The organism is Clostridium sp. 1001283B150225_161107_B6, assembly GCF_015556325.1.
GTDB lineage: Bacteria > Bacillota > Clostridia > Lachnospirales > Lachnospiraceae > Enterocloster.
Map to the genome: position 1 here is coordinate 675,224 of NZ_JADNMD010000002.1, position 16,358 is coordinate 691,581.

At 50.3% G+C, this 16,358-nt stretch carries 14 protein-coding genes; 10 read left to right on the forward strand and 4 right to left on the reverse strand.

What is annotated here, in order from left to right:
• Positions 1-23: 23 nt before the first annotated feature.
• On the reverse strand, positions 24-896 hold the full coding sequence (locus tag I2H39_RS08155; protein WP_138307954.1) for a DUF3298 and DUF4163 domain-containing protein: 873 nt from the start codon (positions 894-896) through the stop codon (positions 24-26).
• Positions 865-1,416 (reverse strand): sigma-70 family RNA polymerase sigma factor, encoded by a 552-nt coding sequence (locus I2H39_RS08160; protein WP_195626220.1) that lies wholly within the window; start codon positions 1,414-1,416, stop codon positions 865-867. Before I2H39_RS08160 ends, I2H39_RS08155 begins: the two co-directional genes overlap by 32 nt.
• 189 nt (positions 1,417-1,605) lie before the next feature.
• On the opposite strand from I2H39_RS08160, the gene I2H39_RS08165 reads away from it, so the two are divergent.
• Positions 1,606-2,565: a peptidoglycan recognition family protein gene (locus tag I2H39_RS08165; RefSeq protein WP_195626221.1), complete on the forward strand. Its 960-nt coding sequence runs from the start codon at positions 1,606-1,608 to the stop codon at positions 2,563-2,565.
• 40 nt (positions 2,566-2,605) lie between these two features.
• On the opposite strand, the gene I2H39_RS08170 is transcribed toward I2H39_RS08165, so the two are convergent.
• Complete coding sequence (locus I2H39_RS08170; RefSeq protein WP_195626222.1) at positions 2,606-3,415, reverse strand: histidinol-phosphatase HisJ family protein; 810 nt, start codon at positions 3,413-3,415, stop codon at positions 2,606-2,608.
• A gap of 274 nt (positions 3,416-3,689) precedes the next feature.
• On the opposite strand from I2H39_RS08170, the gene gap reads away from it, so the two are divergent.
• The 4 genes from gap to gpmI all read left to right on the forward strand — a co-directional run bounded on the left by gap (position 3,690) and on the right by gpmI (position 8,673).
• Positions 3,690-4,721, forward strand: coding sequence for a type I glyceraldehyde-3-phosphate dehydrogenase (gap, locus tag I2H39_RS08175; RefSeq protein ID WP_002569449.1), 1,032 nt, complete (start codon positions 3,690-3,692; stop codon positions 4,719-4,721).
• A 149-nt stretch (positions 4,722-4,870) separates the two neighbouring features.
• Positions 4,871-6,085 carry a phosphoglycerate kinase gene (locus I2H39_RS08180; protein ID WP_138307963.1) on the forward strand — a complete coding sequence of 405 codons (1,215 nt, stop codon included), beginning with the start codon at positions 4,871-4,873 and terminating at the stop codon, positions 6,083-6,085.
• Positions 6,086-6,117: 32 nt separating this feature from the next.
• Positions 6,118-6,870, forward strand: coding sequence for a triose-phosphate isomerase (gene tpiA, locus I2H39_RS08185; protein ID WP_138307965.1), 753 nt, complete (start codon positions 6,118-6,120; stop codon positions 6,868-6,870).
• A gap of 261 nt (positions 6,871-7,131) precedes the next feature.
• Complete coding sequence (gpmI, locus tag I2H39_RS08190; protein ID WP_195626223.1) at positions 7,132-8,673, forward strand: 2,3-bisphosphoglycerate-independent phosphoglycerate mutase; 1,542 nt, start codon at positions 7,132-7,134, stop codon at positions 8,671-8,673.
• 87 nt (positions 8,674-8,760) lie between these two features.
• On the opposite strand, the gene I2H39_RS08195 is transcribed toward gpmI, so the two are convergent.
• Entirely contained in the window at positions 8,761-10,149 is a 1,389-nt protein-coding gene (locus I2H39_RS08195) for a cation:proton antiporter (RefSeq protein WP_195626224.1), read from the reverse strand.
• 125 nt (positions 10,150-10,274) lie between these two features.
• On the opposite strand from I2H39_RS08195, the gene I2H39_RS08200 reads away from it, so the two are divergent.
• From I2H39_RS08200 to I2H39_RS08220, 5 genes are all read left to right on the forward strand, one after another.
• Entirely contained in the window at positions 10,275-11,168 is an 894-nt protein-coding gene (locus tag I2H39_RS08200; RefSeq protein ID WP_138307969.1) for a LysR family transcriptional regulator, read from the forward strand.
• A gap of 95 nt (positions 11,169-11,263) precedes the next feature.
• Entirely contained in the window at positions 11,264-13,039 is a 1,776-nt protein-coding gene (locus I2H39_RS08205) for an ABC transporter ATP-binding protein (RefSeq protein WP_178332185.1), read from the forward strand.
• 15 nt (positions 13,040-13,054) lie between these two features.
• Positions 13,055-13,924, forward strand: a complete 870-nt coding sequence (locus I2H39_RS08210) for a DegV family protein (RefSeq protein ID WP_195626225.1) — start codon at positions 13,055-13,057, stop codon at positions 13,922-13,924.
• Complete coding sequence (locus I2H39_RS08215; RefSeq protein WP_138310002.1) at positions 13,925-15,394, forward strand: HAMP domain-containing sensor histidine kinase; 1,470 nt, start codon at positions 13,925-13,927, stop codon at positions 15,392-15,394.
• Complete coding sequence (locus tag I2H39_RS08220) at positions 15,391-16,332, forward strand: GerMN domain-containing protein (protein ID WP_138310003.1); 942 nt, start codon at positions 15,391-15,393, stop codon at positions 16,330-16,332. The genes I2H39_RS08215 and I2H39_RS08220 overlap by 4 nt, the downstream gene beginning before the upstream one ends.
• Positions 16,333-16,358 lie beyond the last annotated feature (26 nt).

Genomic DNA, 16,358 nt, shown 5'->3' on the forward strand with positions numbered 1-16,358 from the left:
ATATGCATGGACGGATTCAGTATTTAAAACGTACCTGTGACAGAACCGGGAATGGTAAACTGTACAGCGCCCATGTAACCCGGCGCAACATCATATTCATTAAATGTAATCACAAGTTCGCCGTTTTCATTGAAGTAATAGCTCTCGTCGCCTGTCAGTCCTTTGAAATCCTCATCCGGCATATCGGATTGGTAGAAATACGCAACAGACTCATCCTGTGCCATCTGTTCCGCCATCTGGCTCTTTATATTGGCGCTGATGGCATCCAGCATTTCCGGCCGGCCGCTGAACAGGTCTTTTAAGGAAATGACATTGCCGGTGGCCTTATCTATGGTGAATACCTTGACGAACTGGGCCCCGCTGGCCATGGTAAGAGTGGTGTCAATGCGGATGGACAGGTATTTGCTGTTGTCCGTTACCACCTCGTAGCGGGAATCCAGACCATAGTGTCCTTCGCCGTTGTCCTTGGACAGTTCTTCCTCGTACATGGCAATGAGTTCATTGCCATATTCCTCAATGGACTTGTTTGCAGGAACCTGGGCGCCTTCGGTTCCTTCAATGGTTACCTGGGGAACCTTGATATCAGCCTCAAAATTATCCTTTTTATCTTCATAGGTGCGGAAAGTCACTACCTTTGCAATGGAGCCAATGACCGGAATCTGTTCCATTGCATTGGCCAGGGCCGGTGTGGAATTGGCCAGTACGGTTATGGCAATCATGGCAGCAGCAGCAGCCCCGCCTGTCTTTTTAGCAAATTTCATGATAATCACGCCTTTCTGTTCTTTTTTTGCCTGGGCAATGCCCGCAAGCATGCGTTCCTTTGCTTCCTTTGGAACCGGTATGCTTTCATATTCTGATTTCAACTTATCCATCTGTCTGCTTTCTTCCTGTTTCATGAGCATGGCTCCTTTCTGAAAAATGGTTCTGGTTACCGCCTGACGGCACCGGCTCCAGTTCCAGTCTTAACCGTTTCAGGGTGCGGTAAAGCCTGGCCTTTACCGTGTTGAGATTTTCACCTACTATGACAGCAATGTCTTCTAATTTAAGGTCCTCAAAATACCGCAGTATGATGACGGTCCTGCTTTTTTCATCCAGCTGGTTTATCATCTGTTTTAAATCCAGGTCCTGGTAATAATCCTCTGTCGGAGTTTCCGGCATTTCTTCTGTGGGGGTTTCTTTCTTTTTCCTGCGCAGCATATCCAGGCTGGTGTTGACTACGATTCGGTATATCCATGTGGAAAGGTAGTCTTTATTTCTGACCCCTTTGCAGTCCTTGATTGCCCGGTAGGCGCTTTCCTGGACCACATCCAGGGCATCATCTTCGTTACGCATTAATTTAAATGCAAGGCGGTAGTATCGTTCATAATTTTCCGTAAGGAGACGTTCTGTTTCCGCCGTATGGTTGTGGAAGCCCATGTATCTGCATCCTCCTTTCATATCCTTCTGACTGTTAGACGTCTGAGGCAATGATAAAGTTGCATCTATTTTAAGATTTTACAGATTGATTCATAAAATGCAACATCCATTGTGTTTTAAGCTGAAAAATGTTATATTGTTCATGTGACAGAATCAGTGAGACAGGAACAATGAGAGGTGTACAAAAGCATGAGAGAGGAACGTACCAAGGATATAGATGGGATGAATGATTACGAAGACATCCGGCAGGTACCGCTGGAGCCGGACAGGCCCTTGGCAGGCCGGCAGAATCCTCCTGTGGGGGATTCCTACATAGGGGGCAGACCCAGGCGCGACCGGGTTTCCAGGAGGAAACCCGGTATGGGAGACAGGGAGCCCCAGGCCCGGAAACCTGCTGCCAGGACAGGGCAGGAGAAAACAGACAACAGAAAACAGGAGGACCGTCCCCGGAAAACGAAAAAAACAGGGGATGCAGGTTCAGGAGAACGCCGGAAAGGTTCTAAAAAAGGCGTGCCCGTCCTGGCGCTTTTGTTGGTGCTGGTGCTGGGCATAGGGGCCGGTCTGGGCGGAGGCTATTACCTTTGGGGCTGGGAGCGGCCCTATACCGTGGATTTGAAAGCAGTGGAAGTGCCGGATTACGTGGAACAGGATTTTATAAGAAAGAACATTTTTTCCAGGCCGGATGTGGGGCGTCAGAAGGTGGATAAAATTGTCATACACTATGTGGCCAACCCCGGCTCCACAGCCAAGAATAACAGGGACTATTTCGACAGCCTGGCGGACCAGGACCCGCAAAAGAGCGGTTCTTCTGCCAGCAGCCATTTCGTGGTGGGCCTGGAAGGCGAGGTCATCCAGTGCATTCCGGTAAGCGAAATTGCCTACGCCAACGCCCCCCTGAACAACACCACTGTTGCCATCGAGGTGTGCCATCCGGATGACAGCGGAAAGTTCAATGATGCCACATATAAATCCGTGGTGGATTTGACAGCCTTCCTGTGCAGGCAGCTGAAGCTGACCCCGAAGGACGTCATACGCCATTACGATGTTAATGGAAAGCTCTGTCCTAAATATTATGTGGAAAACGAAGATGCCTGGGAACAGTTTCTGAAGGATGTGAAGGCAGCTATGAAGACAGAAAGTGCTGGATGAGATTATGGGGAGGGGGCAGGAAAACCCGCCCCCGTCATTACTAAAGCAAAACAAATTCCGGTTTCCTGCCATGATACACAGTAAAATATTTGAAGCCGCAGTCCAGCAGCAGTTCCCGGCAGGTGTCAAAGGCATAGCCTACGTACTCCGGCGTATGGGCGTCGGAGCCGATGGTAATCATCTCGCCTCCCAGTTCCCGGTAGCGGATGAGAATCTCCCGGCAGGGATTTGGCTGGCCCAGGCCGTACTTAAAACCGCCTGTGTTGCACTCCAGGGATTTGCCGTTTTCAATGAGAATCTTTAACAGGGGGTCAATCCACCGGCTCAGGTGCTGGTAGTCATAAAAGTCATTCTGGTGGGGGGCGTAGCGCACCGCATAATCCAGATGGCCGAAGGAATCAAAGGTGTGACACAGGTTCCTGACGCGCATCAGGGAGGCTTCAAAGAAGTCCTCAAAGCCGGGCACCTCTCCCCGCTTATTCCAGTATTCCGGGTCGTACGGGTCCATGCTCTTTACAAAGTGGCTGGAACCGATGATGAAATCAAAGGAATCACCATAACGCTTTACAAAGTGCTCCAGATATTCCTTAAGATGGTCCTGCAGCCCCAGTTCAATTCCAATGTTGATGCGGATGCGGTCCCTGTACTCTGCCTGGAGCATGCGCAGGGATGTAAGGTAGGTTGGAATATCCAGAATAAAATCGCAGTCGCAGAATCCGGAGTCGTAGTCGTGATGGTCGGTGATGCACATCTCCTTCATGCCAAGTTCTATGGCCTTCTCAATCTGCAGACCTATAGGGGTGTTGGAGTCACCGGAAAATTCAGTGTGCAGATGGCAGTCGTATATCATTGGAGCTTCTCCTTTGCTTCTATAAGTAATGACTTTTTTACGAAAATAAGAGCATTTTTATACATAACAGCATTTTCATACGCATTTCATAACAACATTATAGCAGAAAATACCCGAATGGCAAGATTCCAGTATTTTCTTAGTATAAAAAGGTCAAATATCCGTAAAAATAAAAAAAGGACTTGCCAATTCATTAGAAATTGATTACAATAGAGAGAGGTTGATTAATATTTAACAATAATATATTTTTTAACAAACTAGGAGGAATTGAATCATGGCAGTAAAAGTAGCGATTAATGGATTTGGACGTATTGGACGTCTGGCTTTCCGTCAGATGTTCGGAGCAGAAGGTTACGATGTAGTAGCTATCAATGACTTAACCGATCCTAAGATGTTAGCTCATCTGTTAAAGTATGATACAGCACAGGGCGGATATGCCGGCGTTTATGGCCAGGGACTGCACACTGTTGAGGCTGGAGAGGATTCCATCACTGTAGACGGCAAGAAGATTACCATTTACAAGGAACCAAAGGCTGCTGACCTTCCATGGGGCGAAATCGGGGTAGATGTTGTTCTGGAGTGTACAGGTTTCTACTGCTCTAAGGACAAGGCTCAGGCTCACATCGAAGCTGGCGCTAAGAAAGTTGTTATCTCTGCTCCGGCAGGCAATGACCTTCCTACTATTGTATATAGTGTAAACGAGAATGTACTGACAGCTGATGACAAGATTATCTCTGCTGCTTCCTGTACAACAAACTGCCTGGCTCCTATGGCTAAGGCACTGAATGATTATGCTCCTATCCAGAGCGGTATCATGTCCACCATCCACGCCTACACAGGCGACCAGATGATTCTGGACGGACCACACAGAAAAGGCGATTTAAGAAGAGCAAGAGCCGGCGCAGCCAACATCGTTCCTAACTCCACCGGTGCTGCTAAGGCTATCGGCCTGGTTATCCCAGAGCTGAACGGCAAGTTAATCGGTTCCGCACAGCGTGTACCTGTACCAACCGGTTCCACCACAATCTTAACAGCTGTTGTTAAGAAGGCTGGCGTTACAAAGGAAGACATCAATGCCGCTATGAAGGCAGCTGCCAGCGAGTCCTTTGGATACAACGAGGATGCGATTGTATCTTCTGACGTTATCGGTATGAGATATGGTTCTCTGTTTGATGCAACACAGACCATGGTAGCTCAGATTGCGGATGACCTGTACGAGGTTCAGGTTGTTTCATGGTATGACAATGAGAACTCCTACACAAGCCAGATGGTAAGGACAATCAAGTACTTTGCTGAGTTAGGCTAATTGTGACAACAGGACAGTGATTTTTAAGTAGACTCATGAAGGGTCCGGTCGTTTGGGCCGGGCCCTTTGTTACATGCAATGGTCCGCCGGCCCTGCCTGCGGGCGATTGTTTGCCAAAAGTAAGAATGACTCTGAAAGGGGATTTGACGATGTTAAACAAGAAAACAGTTGATGATTTAAAAGATTTACAGGGCAAAAAAGTACTGGTACGCTGCGATTTCAACGTTCCGTTAAAGGAGGGCGTTATCCAGAACTATAACCGTATCGATGGAGCCATCCCTACTATCAAGAAGCTGCTTGACCAGGGCGCTAAGGTTATTCTGTGTTCCCATTTGGGAAAACCAAAGGGCGAGCCTGTTCCGGAGATGAGCCTTGCACCGGTTGCTCCTGCTCTCAGCGAGAGACTGGGCGTAGAGGTTAAGTTTGTGGACGATGCCAAGGTAACAGGACCTGAGACACAGAAGGTTGCTGCCGGCTTAAAGGACGGCGAGGTTCTGCTGCTCCAGAATACACGCTACAGAATTGAAGAGACTAAATTCAAAGACGGCGATGCTGCCAGCGAGGCGTATGCAAAAGAACTGGCTGACCTGTGCGACGGCATTTTTGTAAACGACGCGTTCGGTACTGCCCACAGGGCGCACTGCTCCAACGTAGGTGTTACCAGATTCACCAAGGAGAATGTGGTTGGCTATCTGATGGAGAAGGAAATCAAGTTCTTAGGCCAGGCCGTAGAGAACCCGGTTCGTCCGTTCGTTGCCATCCTGGGAGGCGCCAAGGTTTCCGACAAGATTAATGTAATCAACAACCTGCTTGACAAGGTTGACACCCTGATAATCGGCGGCGGCATGGCTTATACCTTTGCAAAGGCACAGGGCCAGGAAATCGGCAACTCCTTATGCGAGGCGGATAAACTGGATTATGCTCTGGAGATGATTAAGAAGGCAGAGGAGAAGGGCGTTAAGCTGCTGCTTCCTGTTGACCATGTGGAAGGAAAGGAATTCTCCAACGAAACAGAGCATAAAGTAGTGGATGTAATTGATGCAGGCTGGTCAGGATTTGACATTGGGCCTAAGACCATTGCTCTCTATAAGGATGCATTACAGGGTGCCAGGACAGTTGTGTGGAACGGACCTATGGGCGTGTTCGAGTTCTCCAACTTCGCAGAAGGCACACTGGAAGTCTGCCGTGCTGTTGCCGGCCTGGCAGATGCCACCACTGTAATCGGCGGCGGTGATTCCGTTAATGCTGTGAAGAGACTGGGCTTTGCTGATAAGATGACCCATATCTCCACTGGCGGCGGCGCTTCCCTGGAATTCCTGGAAGGCAAGGAACTGCCGGGCGTGGCTGCAGCTGACAATAAATAGTGATTGTGCGTGAAAGGGAGAGGTAAAATACAATGGCAAGAAAGAAAATTATAGCAGGCAACTGGAAGATGAACATGACTCCGTCAGAGGCAGTTGCCCTGGTTAACGAGTTAAAACCATTGGTAGTGAATGAGGATGTGGATGTGGTATTCTGTGTACCTGCCATTGACATCATTCCTGCTATGGATGCAGCTAAGGGCTCTAATATCTGCATCGGAGCTGAGAACATGTACTATGAGGAGAAGGGCGCTTATACAGGTGAGATTTCTCCCGGCATGCTGGTAGATGCCGGTGTTAAGTACGTAATCATCGGCCATTCTGAGAGACGCGAGTACTTTGCTGAGACAGATGAGACTGTGAACAAGAAGGTGCTGAAGGCATTTGAGCACGGCATCACTCCAATTGTATGCTGCGGCGAGACACTGACCCAGAGGGAGCAGGGAATCACCATTGACTGGATTCGCCAGCAGATTAAGATTGCATTCCTGAATGTGACGGCTGACCAGGCTAAGACTGCAGTCATTGCTTATGAGCCAATCTGGGCAATCGGCACAGGCAAGGTAGCTACCACAGAGCAGGCTGAGGAAGTCTGCGCAGCGATTCGTACATGCATTGGTGAGATTTACGATGAGGCTACAGCTGAGGCAATCCGTATCCAGTACGGCGGCTCTGTATCCGCATCCTCCGCTCCGGAGCTTTTCGCACAGCCGGATATTGACGGCGGACTGGTAGGCGGAGCCTCCTTAAAGCCTGACTTTGGCAAAATTGTAAATTACAACAAGTAACAGCGGAATGTGTGCCCTGCCCCTGACGGAGCGTGTCCCATAGCGGGATTCACGTTCTTCAGAGCGTATTTGAAAAATTACTGTGGCCGTCTGGCCGCCCCAATTTGCGGCCTGCCGAGACCCGATTTCGTCAGCGCAGCCCAGCTGCGCATCCTCAATCGGGCCTCAGTACCCCGCAAGCTGGAGCCGCCGGCCGGCCACAAGCATTTTTTAAATCTGCTCCAAGGCGGCAGGGCATTTAAAACAGAAGGAGATTGAACAATGATTAAAAAACCAACCGTATTAATGATTCTGGACGGCTACGGGCTAAATGATAACTGCGACCATAATGCTGTATGTGAGGGCAGGACTCCGGTTATGGACCAGCTTATGAGCCAGTGCCCCTTTGTAAAGGGAGAGGCCAGCGGCATGGCAGTGGGTCTTCCGGAAGGACAGATGGGCAACTCTGAGGTGGGCCATCTGAACATGGGAGCAGGCCGTATTGTGTACCAGGAGCTGACCAGAATCACAAAATCCATTCAGGACGGGGATTTTTTTGATATTCCGGAGTTTCTCTCAGCAGTTGAGAACTGCAGGAAGAATGATTCCGCCCTTCATATGTTCGGACTGGTGTCTGACGGCGGCGTACACAGCCACAACACCCATATCTACGGCCTGCTGGAGCTGGCTAAAAAGAACGGCTTAAAGAAGGTATATGTACACTGCTTCCTGGACGGCCGCGATACGCCTCCTGAATCAGGAAAAGGCTTTGTGGAGCAGCTGGAAGCAAAGATGAAAGAGATTGGCGTAGGCGAGGTGGCCTCTGTCATGGGACGCTACTATGCCATGGACCGTGATAAGAGATGGGACCGCGTGGAGCTGGCATACAATGCCCTCACAAAGGGCGAGGGCAATCAGGCAGACAGTGCTCCGGCAGGCATTCAGGCTTCTTATGACAACGGCAAGGCGGATGAGTTTGTGATTCCTTTTGTGGTGGTGAAGGACGGTAAGCCTGTGGCCACCATCCAGGATAAGGATTCCGTGATATTCTACAACTTCCGTCCGGACCGTGCAAGGGAGATTACCCGCGCATTCTGCGACGACAGTTTTGACGGTTTCCCAAGGGAGAAAAGACTGGACCTGGTGTATGTATGCTTTACGGATTACGATGAAACCATCCAGAACAAGCTGGTTGCATTTAAGAAGGAGAGCATTACCAACACCTTCGGCCAGTTCCTGGCAGCACACAAAAAGACCCAGGTAAGGATTGCAGAGACAGAGAAATATGCTCATGTGACCTTCTTCTTTAACGGCGGCGTGGAAGAGCCAAACGAGGGCGAAGACCGCATCCTGGTCCCCTCTCCAAAGGAAGTTGCCACTTATGATTTAAAGCCGGAGATGAGTGCAATGGGCGTTTGCGACAAACTGGTGGAGGCCATTAAGTCCGGCAAATATGACGTTATCATCATCAACTTTGCCAACCCGGACATGGTAGGCCACACCGGTGTGGAGGATGCTGCCATCAAGGCTATCGAGACTGTGGACGCCTGCGTGGGCCGTGCAGTGGAGGCCATCAGGGAAGTGGACGGCGTCATGTTCATCTGTGCAGACCACGGCAATGCGGAGCAGCTGGTGGATTATGAGACCGGCGAGCCGTTTACCGCCCATACCACCAACCCGGTTCCATTTATCCTGGTGAATGCAGACCCATCCTGCAAGCTGCGTGAAGGCGGCGCCCTGTGCGATATCGTGCCTACCCTCATTGAGCTTATGGGAATGGAGCAGCCTAAGGAAATGACCGGCAAATCACTGTTGGTTAAATAAGCATAAAAATGATAAAGCCAGTTCCGGATGTCCGGAGCTGGCCTTTTTTAGTGAGAGGGCTGCGGCAAGGGGGAATGACTGTAAAAACTAGACTACCGCATGTCTCGGATGAATGTGCTGAGCCGATACAGTTCCGTCCGTTTCCTGGCTGTCGTCCGCCGGATTTTTATGAATGACATTAATCTCCCGGACATCCGCCTTTACCCTTGAGGCGGCTGCATTATCCATCACAGATGTATTGCCGGCAGATGTTTTATCCACGGATGATTTGGATACAGCCGCTTTCCCCGGAACACTTCCGGATAATTTGATGGAAGCCTTTGCACAGGCAGGCCCTACCATTTCATACAGAAGACCGCTGGACAGAATGATGGTGGACAGCAGCTGGCCGCTCTCAGCAGGAAGCATACGCTGTCCCAGCACAGCCAGGCCAATGGATACACCGGCCTGGGGAATCAGCGCCAGGCCAAAGTAACGGCGGATTTCCGGTGAGGCGTGGGTAACCGCGGCGCCCAGAGCGGAACCCGTGTATTTTCCTGCAATGCGGACCAGGAAGTAAACAACACCAATGATTCCTGCGGCTGCCAGGCTGGGGATGGAAAGCCTCATGCCGGAGAGCACGAAAAACATTACCAGAAGGGGCGGTGTGAACTGGTTCAGCTGTTTAAACAGGTGTTTATTGCCGCTGGCATTGATATAGGCAGTGCCGGAGGCCATACAGGCCAGCAGGGGAGATACATTGAGGGAGGTGCAGATACCGGCCACGCCCATGATGGTGACGCAGGCCAGGACCAGGCTGTGGTCCTTGCTGCGGCGTTTGTGTATCAGCCTGCTGAGCACCACGCCGGACAATCCGCCCAGAACCAGGGCTAAAAGGTTAAAGAGCACCGGAAAAGCAATCTGGGAAAACGTCACCGAACCGTTTCCTGAACTGGCCTGGACAAAGGCGGCGCACACGCTGAAGGCAATCAGTGACACCGCATCGTCCAGGGCAACAACCTGGAGAATGGTATCCACAAACGGTCCCCTGGCCTTGTACTGGCGGATGGTCATGATGGTGGAAGCAGGGGCAGTTGCACAGCCGATGGCGCCTAACAGCAGGCTGAAGGACAAAGATAACCCCATAACCAGCATGACTGCTGTTATGAAGACGCCTGCGGTCAGGGATTCAAACAGGGTGAGAATAACCATGTTCTTTCCGTTGGCTTTTAAGGATGACAGTTTAAAATATTTACCTACTCCGAACGCGATGAATGCCAGGGCAAGGTCCGTGATAAAATCCATCTGTTCAATATATTGTGAAGGGACAAGGTTCAGGCACCAGGGCCCGATGATGACTCCCGCAATGATATAACCAGTGACATTGGGTAAATGAAGGCGTTTTGTGATTCGTGTCAACAGAAAGCCGGATGCCAGCATGACTGCTATGGACAATATGATTCCTGCTGCTCCCAGGTTTGATAAAAATAGTGCCATAATCAACACTCCTTTCTGCGTTTCTTTTTTGTTTTGCTTGATTATAGTAGTGTTTGGTGATAAAATCAAATGATATTATTTGATTGGGATATAAAAAATATTTATATACGAAGGGGGACGGGCCTGTGTTCGACATGAAAGTAAAGACCCTTTTGGCTGTAATTGAGGCCGGAAGCTATACAAAGGCAGCCCAGAAGCTGAATCTGACACAGCCTGCGGTGAGTCATCAGATTCGCCTGCTGGAAAATGAGTTCGACATAAAAATATTTTATAAGAGTAAAAACAAACTGAAGCTGACCCCCCAGGGAAAGATACTGGTGCAGTACGCCCGCAGGGCGGCTGCCGTCTATTCCAATGCCTGTCAGGCCATTGCGGACAGCAAGACGGAGACCAGCCACCTGAATGTAGGCATCACGCCTACGGCGGGAGAGACCATCATTCCCCAGGTCCTGGCTACCCTCTGCAACGAGAATCCGGATATACATATAAATATTTGTGTCAATACCATTCAAAAAATTTATAGCCGCCTGAAGGCATATGAATTGGATTTTGCCGTGGTGGAGGGCGGGGTGCCGGATACGGCCCTGGTGTCCACCACTTTGGACACGGATTACCTGTGTCTGGCTGTCTCACCCATGCACCGTCTGGCCAGGGCCAAGACCGTGTCCGTGGAGGAGATACGCCATGAAAAGCTGATTCTGCGCAGCCGAAGCGCAGGCACCAGGCAGCTGTTTGAGAAGCACCTGGGAGCCAGGGACATGAGTCTGGCTGAGTTTAACGTTATGATGGAGCTGGATAATGTGTCCATGATTAAGGAGTTAGTAACCATGGATTTGGGAATCACCATCATTGCCAAAAGCGCATGCCGCGAGGAACTGGCCAGCGGCCGTCTGGCTATTATACCCATTGAGAATTCTTCCATGGTGCGCCAGATTGACATGGTATATCAGAAGGATTTCCTCCATCCGGAGCTTATCCAGAATATCCGCGCTATTTATGAACAGTTAAAGGCAAAGTGACGGTAAGTATGAAATATCCCTTCCATTTTTAAGGGAAATAGGATAAAATGGAAGTTGGCTTTTAATTGATATAACATATGATAGGAGTATGAATTGTGTCTGGAAAAAAAGGTATGAAAACCAAGAAACTTTTGAAAAGCTTTCTTCCCTATTATGGGAGGTATAAGAAGATTCTGATATTTGATTTACTCTGCGCAGCGCTGACCACGCTGGGAGAGCTGATTCTTCCCCTGATGCTGCGCTATATCACCAACCAGGGAATGCAGGATTTGGCCTCCATGACAGCCGGAATCGTGATTCGAATCGGCGGTTTGTATCTGGTGCTGCGGCTGATTGATTCCCTGGCAGCCTACTATATGGCTTACACAGGCCATGTTATGGGCGTATACATTGAGACAGACATGCGCCAGGATGCCTTTGAGCATCTGCAGATGCTGTCCGACAGCTATTACAGCAACACAAAGGTGGGACAGATTATGTCGCGTATCACCAGTGATTTGTTTGATGTAACGGAATTTGCCCACCACTGCCCGGAGGAGTTTTTTATAGCGGCCTTAAAGACCGTGGTTTCCTTCATCATTTTGTCCGGCATCAATCTGGAACTGACCCTGCTTATATTTGTGCTGGTTCCAATTATGATTATTTCCTGTACCTGGTTTAATATGAAGGTAAAGGAGGCATTCCGCAGGCAGCGCAACCAGATTGGTGAGCTTAATGCCCAGATTGAGGATACTTTGCTGGGCAACCGTGTGGTCAGGGCTTTTGCCAATGAGCCGGTGGAGATTGCCAAGTTCGGCAAGGGCAATAGGGATTTCATGGATATCAAGAAGTACACCTACCGTTACATGGCCGCGTTCCAGATTACCACCAGGTCTTTTGACGGACTGATGTATGTGGTGGTGATTGTGGCAGGAGGCATTTTCATGATTCAGGGCAAGGTGGCGCCGGGAGATTTGGTGGCCTATACCATGTATGTAACCACCCTTCTCACTACCATCCGCAGAATCATAGAGTTTGCGGAGCAGTTCCAGCGGGGCATTACAGGTATTGAGCGTTTCCAGGAAATCATGGATGTGGTGCCTGATATTAAGGACAGCAAAAATGCAAAGAAGATGGAGCATGTAAAGGGCGCTATTTCATTTAACCATGTAAGCTTTGAGTATCCGGATGACCATGTGCCGGTATTGGAGGATATTAACATCACAGTGAAGCCGGGAGAGCGGATTGCCCTGGTAGGACCTTCCGGAGGCGGCAAGACCACCATGTGCAACCTTCTGCCCAGGTTTTATGACACCACCTCAGGCAGCATCACCATAGACGGGCAGGATATAAAGGACGTGACACTGCAGAGCCTGCGTTCCAACATTGGTGTGGTACAGCAGGATGTATATCTGTTCTCCGGTTCTGTCTATGAGAACATCAGCTATGGGCGTCCGGGCGCCACCAGGGAAGAGGTTATGGAAGCTGCCAGACTGGCAGGAGCCCACGAATTCATCACAGAGCTTCAGGACGGATATGACACGTATGTAGGCGAACGCGGAGTCAAGCTGTCCGGAGGACAGAAGCAGCGCATCAGCATTGCCCGCGTATTCCTTAAGAACCCGGCCATTCTTATTCTGGACGAGGCCACATCAGCCCTTGACAATGAGAGCGAATTCCTGGTTTCCCAGTCACTGGAGAAACTGGCCGTGGGCCGCACCACACTTACCATTGCCCACCGTCTGACCACCATACAGGGGGCGGACCGCATTCTTGTGCTGGCGGGAAACCAGATTGTGGAAGAGGGAAATCATGAACAGCTGTTGGAAAAGAAGGGCATGTATTACCAGCTGTACACAACGGCAAACAGGCTGAACCAGGGGATTGCATAAAGGAGAACATTTAATATGAAGATAGCGATTGTTGCGGACAGCAACAGCGGAGTGACGCAGGAAGAGGCAAAGGAGCTGGGCATATACGTGCTTCCCATGCCTTTCATGATAGACGGTCAGGTATTTTACGAGGGAATTGATTTAAGCCATGAGGAATTTTACAGAAGGATGGAAGAGGGAGCTGACATTACCACATCCCAGCCGTCTCCCAAGGATGTGATGGAGCAGTGGGACCAGCTTCTGGAGGACCATGACCAGGTGGTCTATATCCCGATGTCCAGCGGACTCAGCGGTTCCTTTCAGACAGCCCGTATGCTGGCGGAGGATTACGATGGGCGTGTCCAGGTGGTAAATAACCAGCGGATTTCCGTTACCCAGCGGCAGTCAGCCCTGGATGCCAGGGATTTGGCAGAGATGGGATGGAGCGGGGAACAGATAAAGGAAAAGCTGGAAGCCACCCGGTTTGAAAGCTCCATTTACATTACAGTGGACACCCTTAAATATCTGAAAAAGGGCGGCAGGATAACGCCTGCTGCTGCGGCCCTGGGAACCCTGCTTAAGATAAAACCAGTGCTCACCATTCAGGGGGAAAAGCTGGATGCATTTGCAAAAGCCAGGACCATGAAACAGGCCAGAACCATTATGCTGACTGCCCTGGCCCACGACCTGGAGGAACGGCTGGCAGACAGGCAGGCGGAACACACCTATCTGCAGATTGCCCATACCTGCAGTGAGCAGGCGGCGCATGAGCTGGAAGAAACGGTAAGGGAACTGTATCCGGGTGTACCTGTGTTTGGTGCGCCTCTTTCCCTTAGCATCGGATGCCATATCGGCCCTGGAGCCCTGGCAGTTGCCTGTACCAGGAAATTAAAGGAGCTGGAATAAGTGTCGGAAAAGAAATTTGTTAAAAAGCTGCGCACCTTTGGCATGAGCATGAAGGTTCCTCTGGCAGCCATCATCATAGGCGCAGCCCTGATACCGCTTTTTCTGGAGGCAGGCATTCTGGTGGGTACATTCCGGCAGAGCCAGCTGGATGCCAGGTCCATAGAGATACAGAACCAGTGTGTCATACTCAGCAATAAAATGACCCGTTCCGGCTATATGACGGCAGAGAAAAAGAACAATGCCGGCCTGGACAGCCAGATGCAGACACTGTCCGATGTGTACAACGGCAGAATCGTCATTGTGGGAAGCAATTTCCGGGTGATGACAGATACCTTTAACCTGGCCACGGGAAAGTACTATTTATCGGAAGAGGTCATCAAGTGCTTTAAGGGTGAGAACAGCAGCCACTATAACAAGGACATGCAGTATTTTGCCCAAACCATTCCGGTGTATGATGCAGCGGATGGAAAAGCGGTGAGCGGTGTTATTGTGGTCACTGCATCCACGGAGAATATCCTGTCCCTGACCGACAAGGTCATGGGAAAATCCCACTTGTTCCTGGTGTGTATGGTGCTTGTGCTCAGTGTGCTGGGAGTGGTGGCAGCCCATCTGCTGCTGCGCCCGTTTAAGAAACTGCAGATGTCCTTTGACCGGGTAGCCCAGGGAGATTTGGATGCAGACATCACGGAGGAGACTTACAGGGAAACCAGGCTTTTGTCCCAGTCCGTCCAGAAGTCCCTAGGCAAGCTCAAGGCCGTGGACCAGTCACGTCAGGAGTTTGTTTCCAATGTGTCCCATGAGCTGAAGACTCCCATCACCTCCATCCGTGTGCTGGCTGATTCCCTTATGGGGATGGAAGACGTGCCTGTGGAGCTGTACCGGGAGTTCATGACGGATATTTCGGACGAGATTGACCGGGAAAACCAGATTATAGAGGATTTGCTGATGCTGGTCAAGATGGATAAGACAGCCGAAGACCAGATGAATATAGAACAGGTGAATATTAACGGGGAACTGGAGCTGATTCTAAAGCGCCTGCGCCCCATTGCCAAACGGGGAAATGTGGAGCTGATTCTGGAGAGCATCCGGGAGGTGACAGCGGATGTGGATAAGGTGAAGATCTCCCTTGCAATCACCAACCTGGTGGAAAACGCCATCAAATACAACCGGGATTCAGGGGTGGTCCGCGTGACCCTGGATGCAGACCACAAATATTTTTACATCAAGGTGGCGGATACCGGTATCGGAATACCGGAGGATGCGCTGGAGCATATATTTGAGCGGTTTTTCCGGGTGGATAAGGCGCGTTCCAGGGAAGTGGGCGGCACCGGCCTGGGACTGGCCATCACGAAAAATGTTATCCAGATGCATCACGGTATCATAGACGTGGAGAGTGCAACGGGAGAGGGAACCACATTCAGCGTGAGAATACCTCTCAACTATGTACCGAGACAGGAGGCGAAGCCATGAGCAGACGTACCGTGAAAAGGCTGATTCTGCCCTTAATGGCGGCGGTAATACTGCTGGCAGGCTGCGGAGAGGGTGAGGCACCTGTCTCAGACCCTGCTTCGGGCAGATATCTGATTTACTATCTGAATGCATCCATCACCAAGCTGGTTCCCCAGGTGTATGAGACAGAAACAAAGGATAAGGGCGAGCTGGTGAAGGAGCTGATGGAACAGTTTTTGAATGTACCAAAGGATTTGGACTGCCAGCCTGGACTGACGGACCGTGTGACCTATCAGGGGAGCCGTCAGGAGGAGCAGGTGCTGTACCTGTACTTTGACATGAATTACACGGCCATGAAGGCAGAACGGGAAATACTCTGCCGGGCAGCCCTTACCAGGACCCTGACGCAGATTGAGGGAATTGACTATATCAATATTTACTGCGGGGACCAGCCTCTTATGGACAGGCAGGGAAATCCGGTGGGAATGCTGTCATCCACGGATTTCATCATGAATACCAGCAATGTAAATGCATACGAGAAAACAGAGCTGACCCTGTACTTTGCCGATGAGACAGGGAACCGCCTGGTGCCGGAGCAACGGGAGGTGGTCCATAACATCAATACCTCTCTGGAGCAGCTCATAGTGGAGCAGCTCATAGCCGGGCCTGGTCAGGAGGGACATAGTCCCACCCTTCCGTCAGACTGCAAGATACTGAGCCTGTCGGTGACAGATAATGTATGTTATATTAATTTTGATTCCGCCTTTGCCAATACCACCCTGGCAGTGAATGAATATATACCGATTTACTCCATTGTGGACTCCCTTTCAGAGATGACCACAGTGACAAAGGTGCAGATTATGATTAACGGCTCCCAGGATGTAATGTTCCGGGATGTGGTTTCTTTAAATACTACGTTTGAGAGAAGCCAGAATTATATTGAAGGGGAGAAGGAATAGCAGGCTGGGAGGTAAGTCAACCGAAT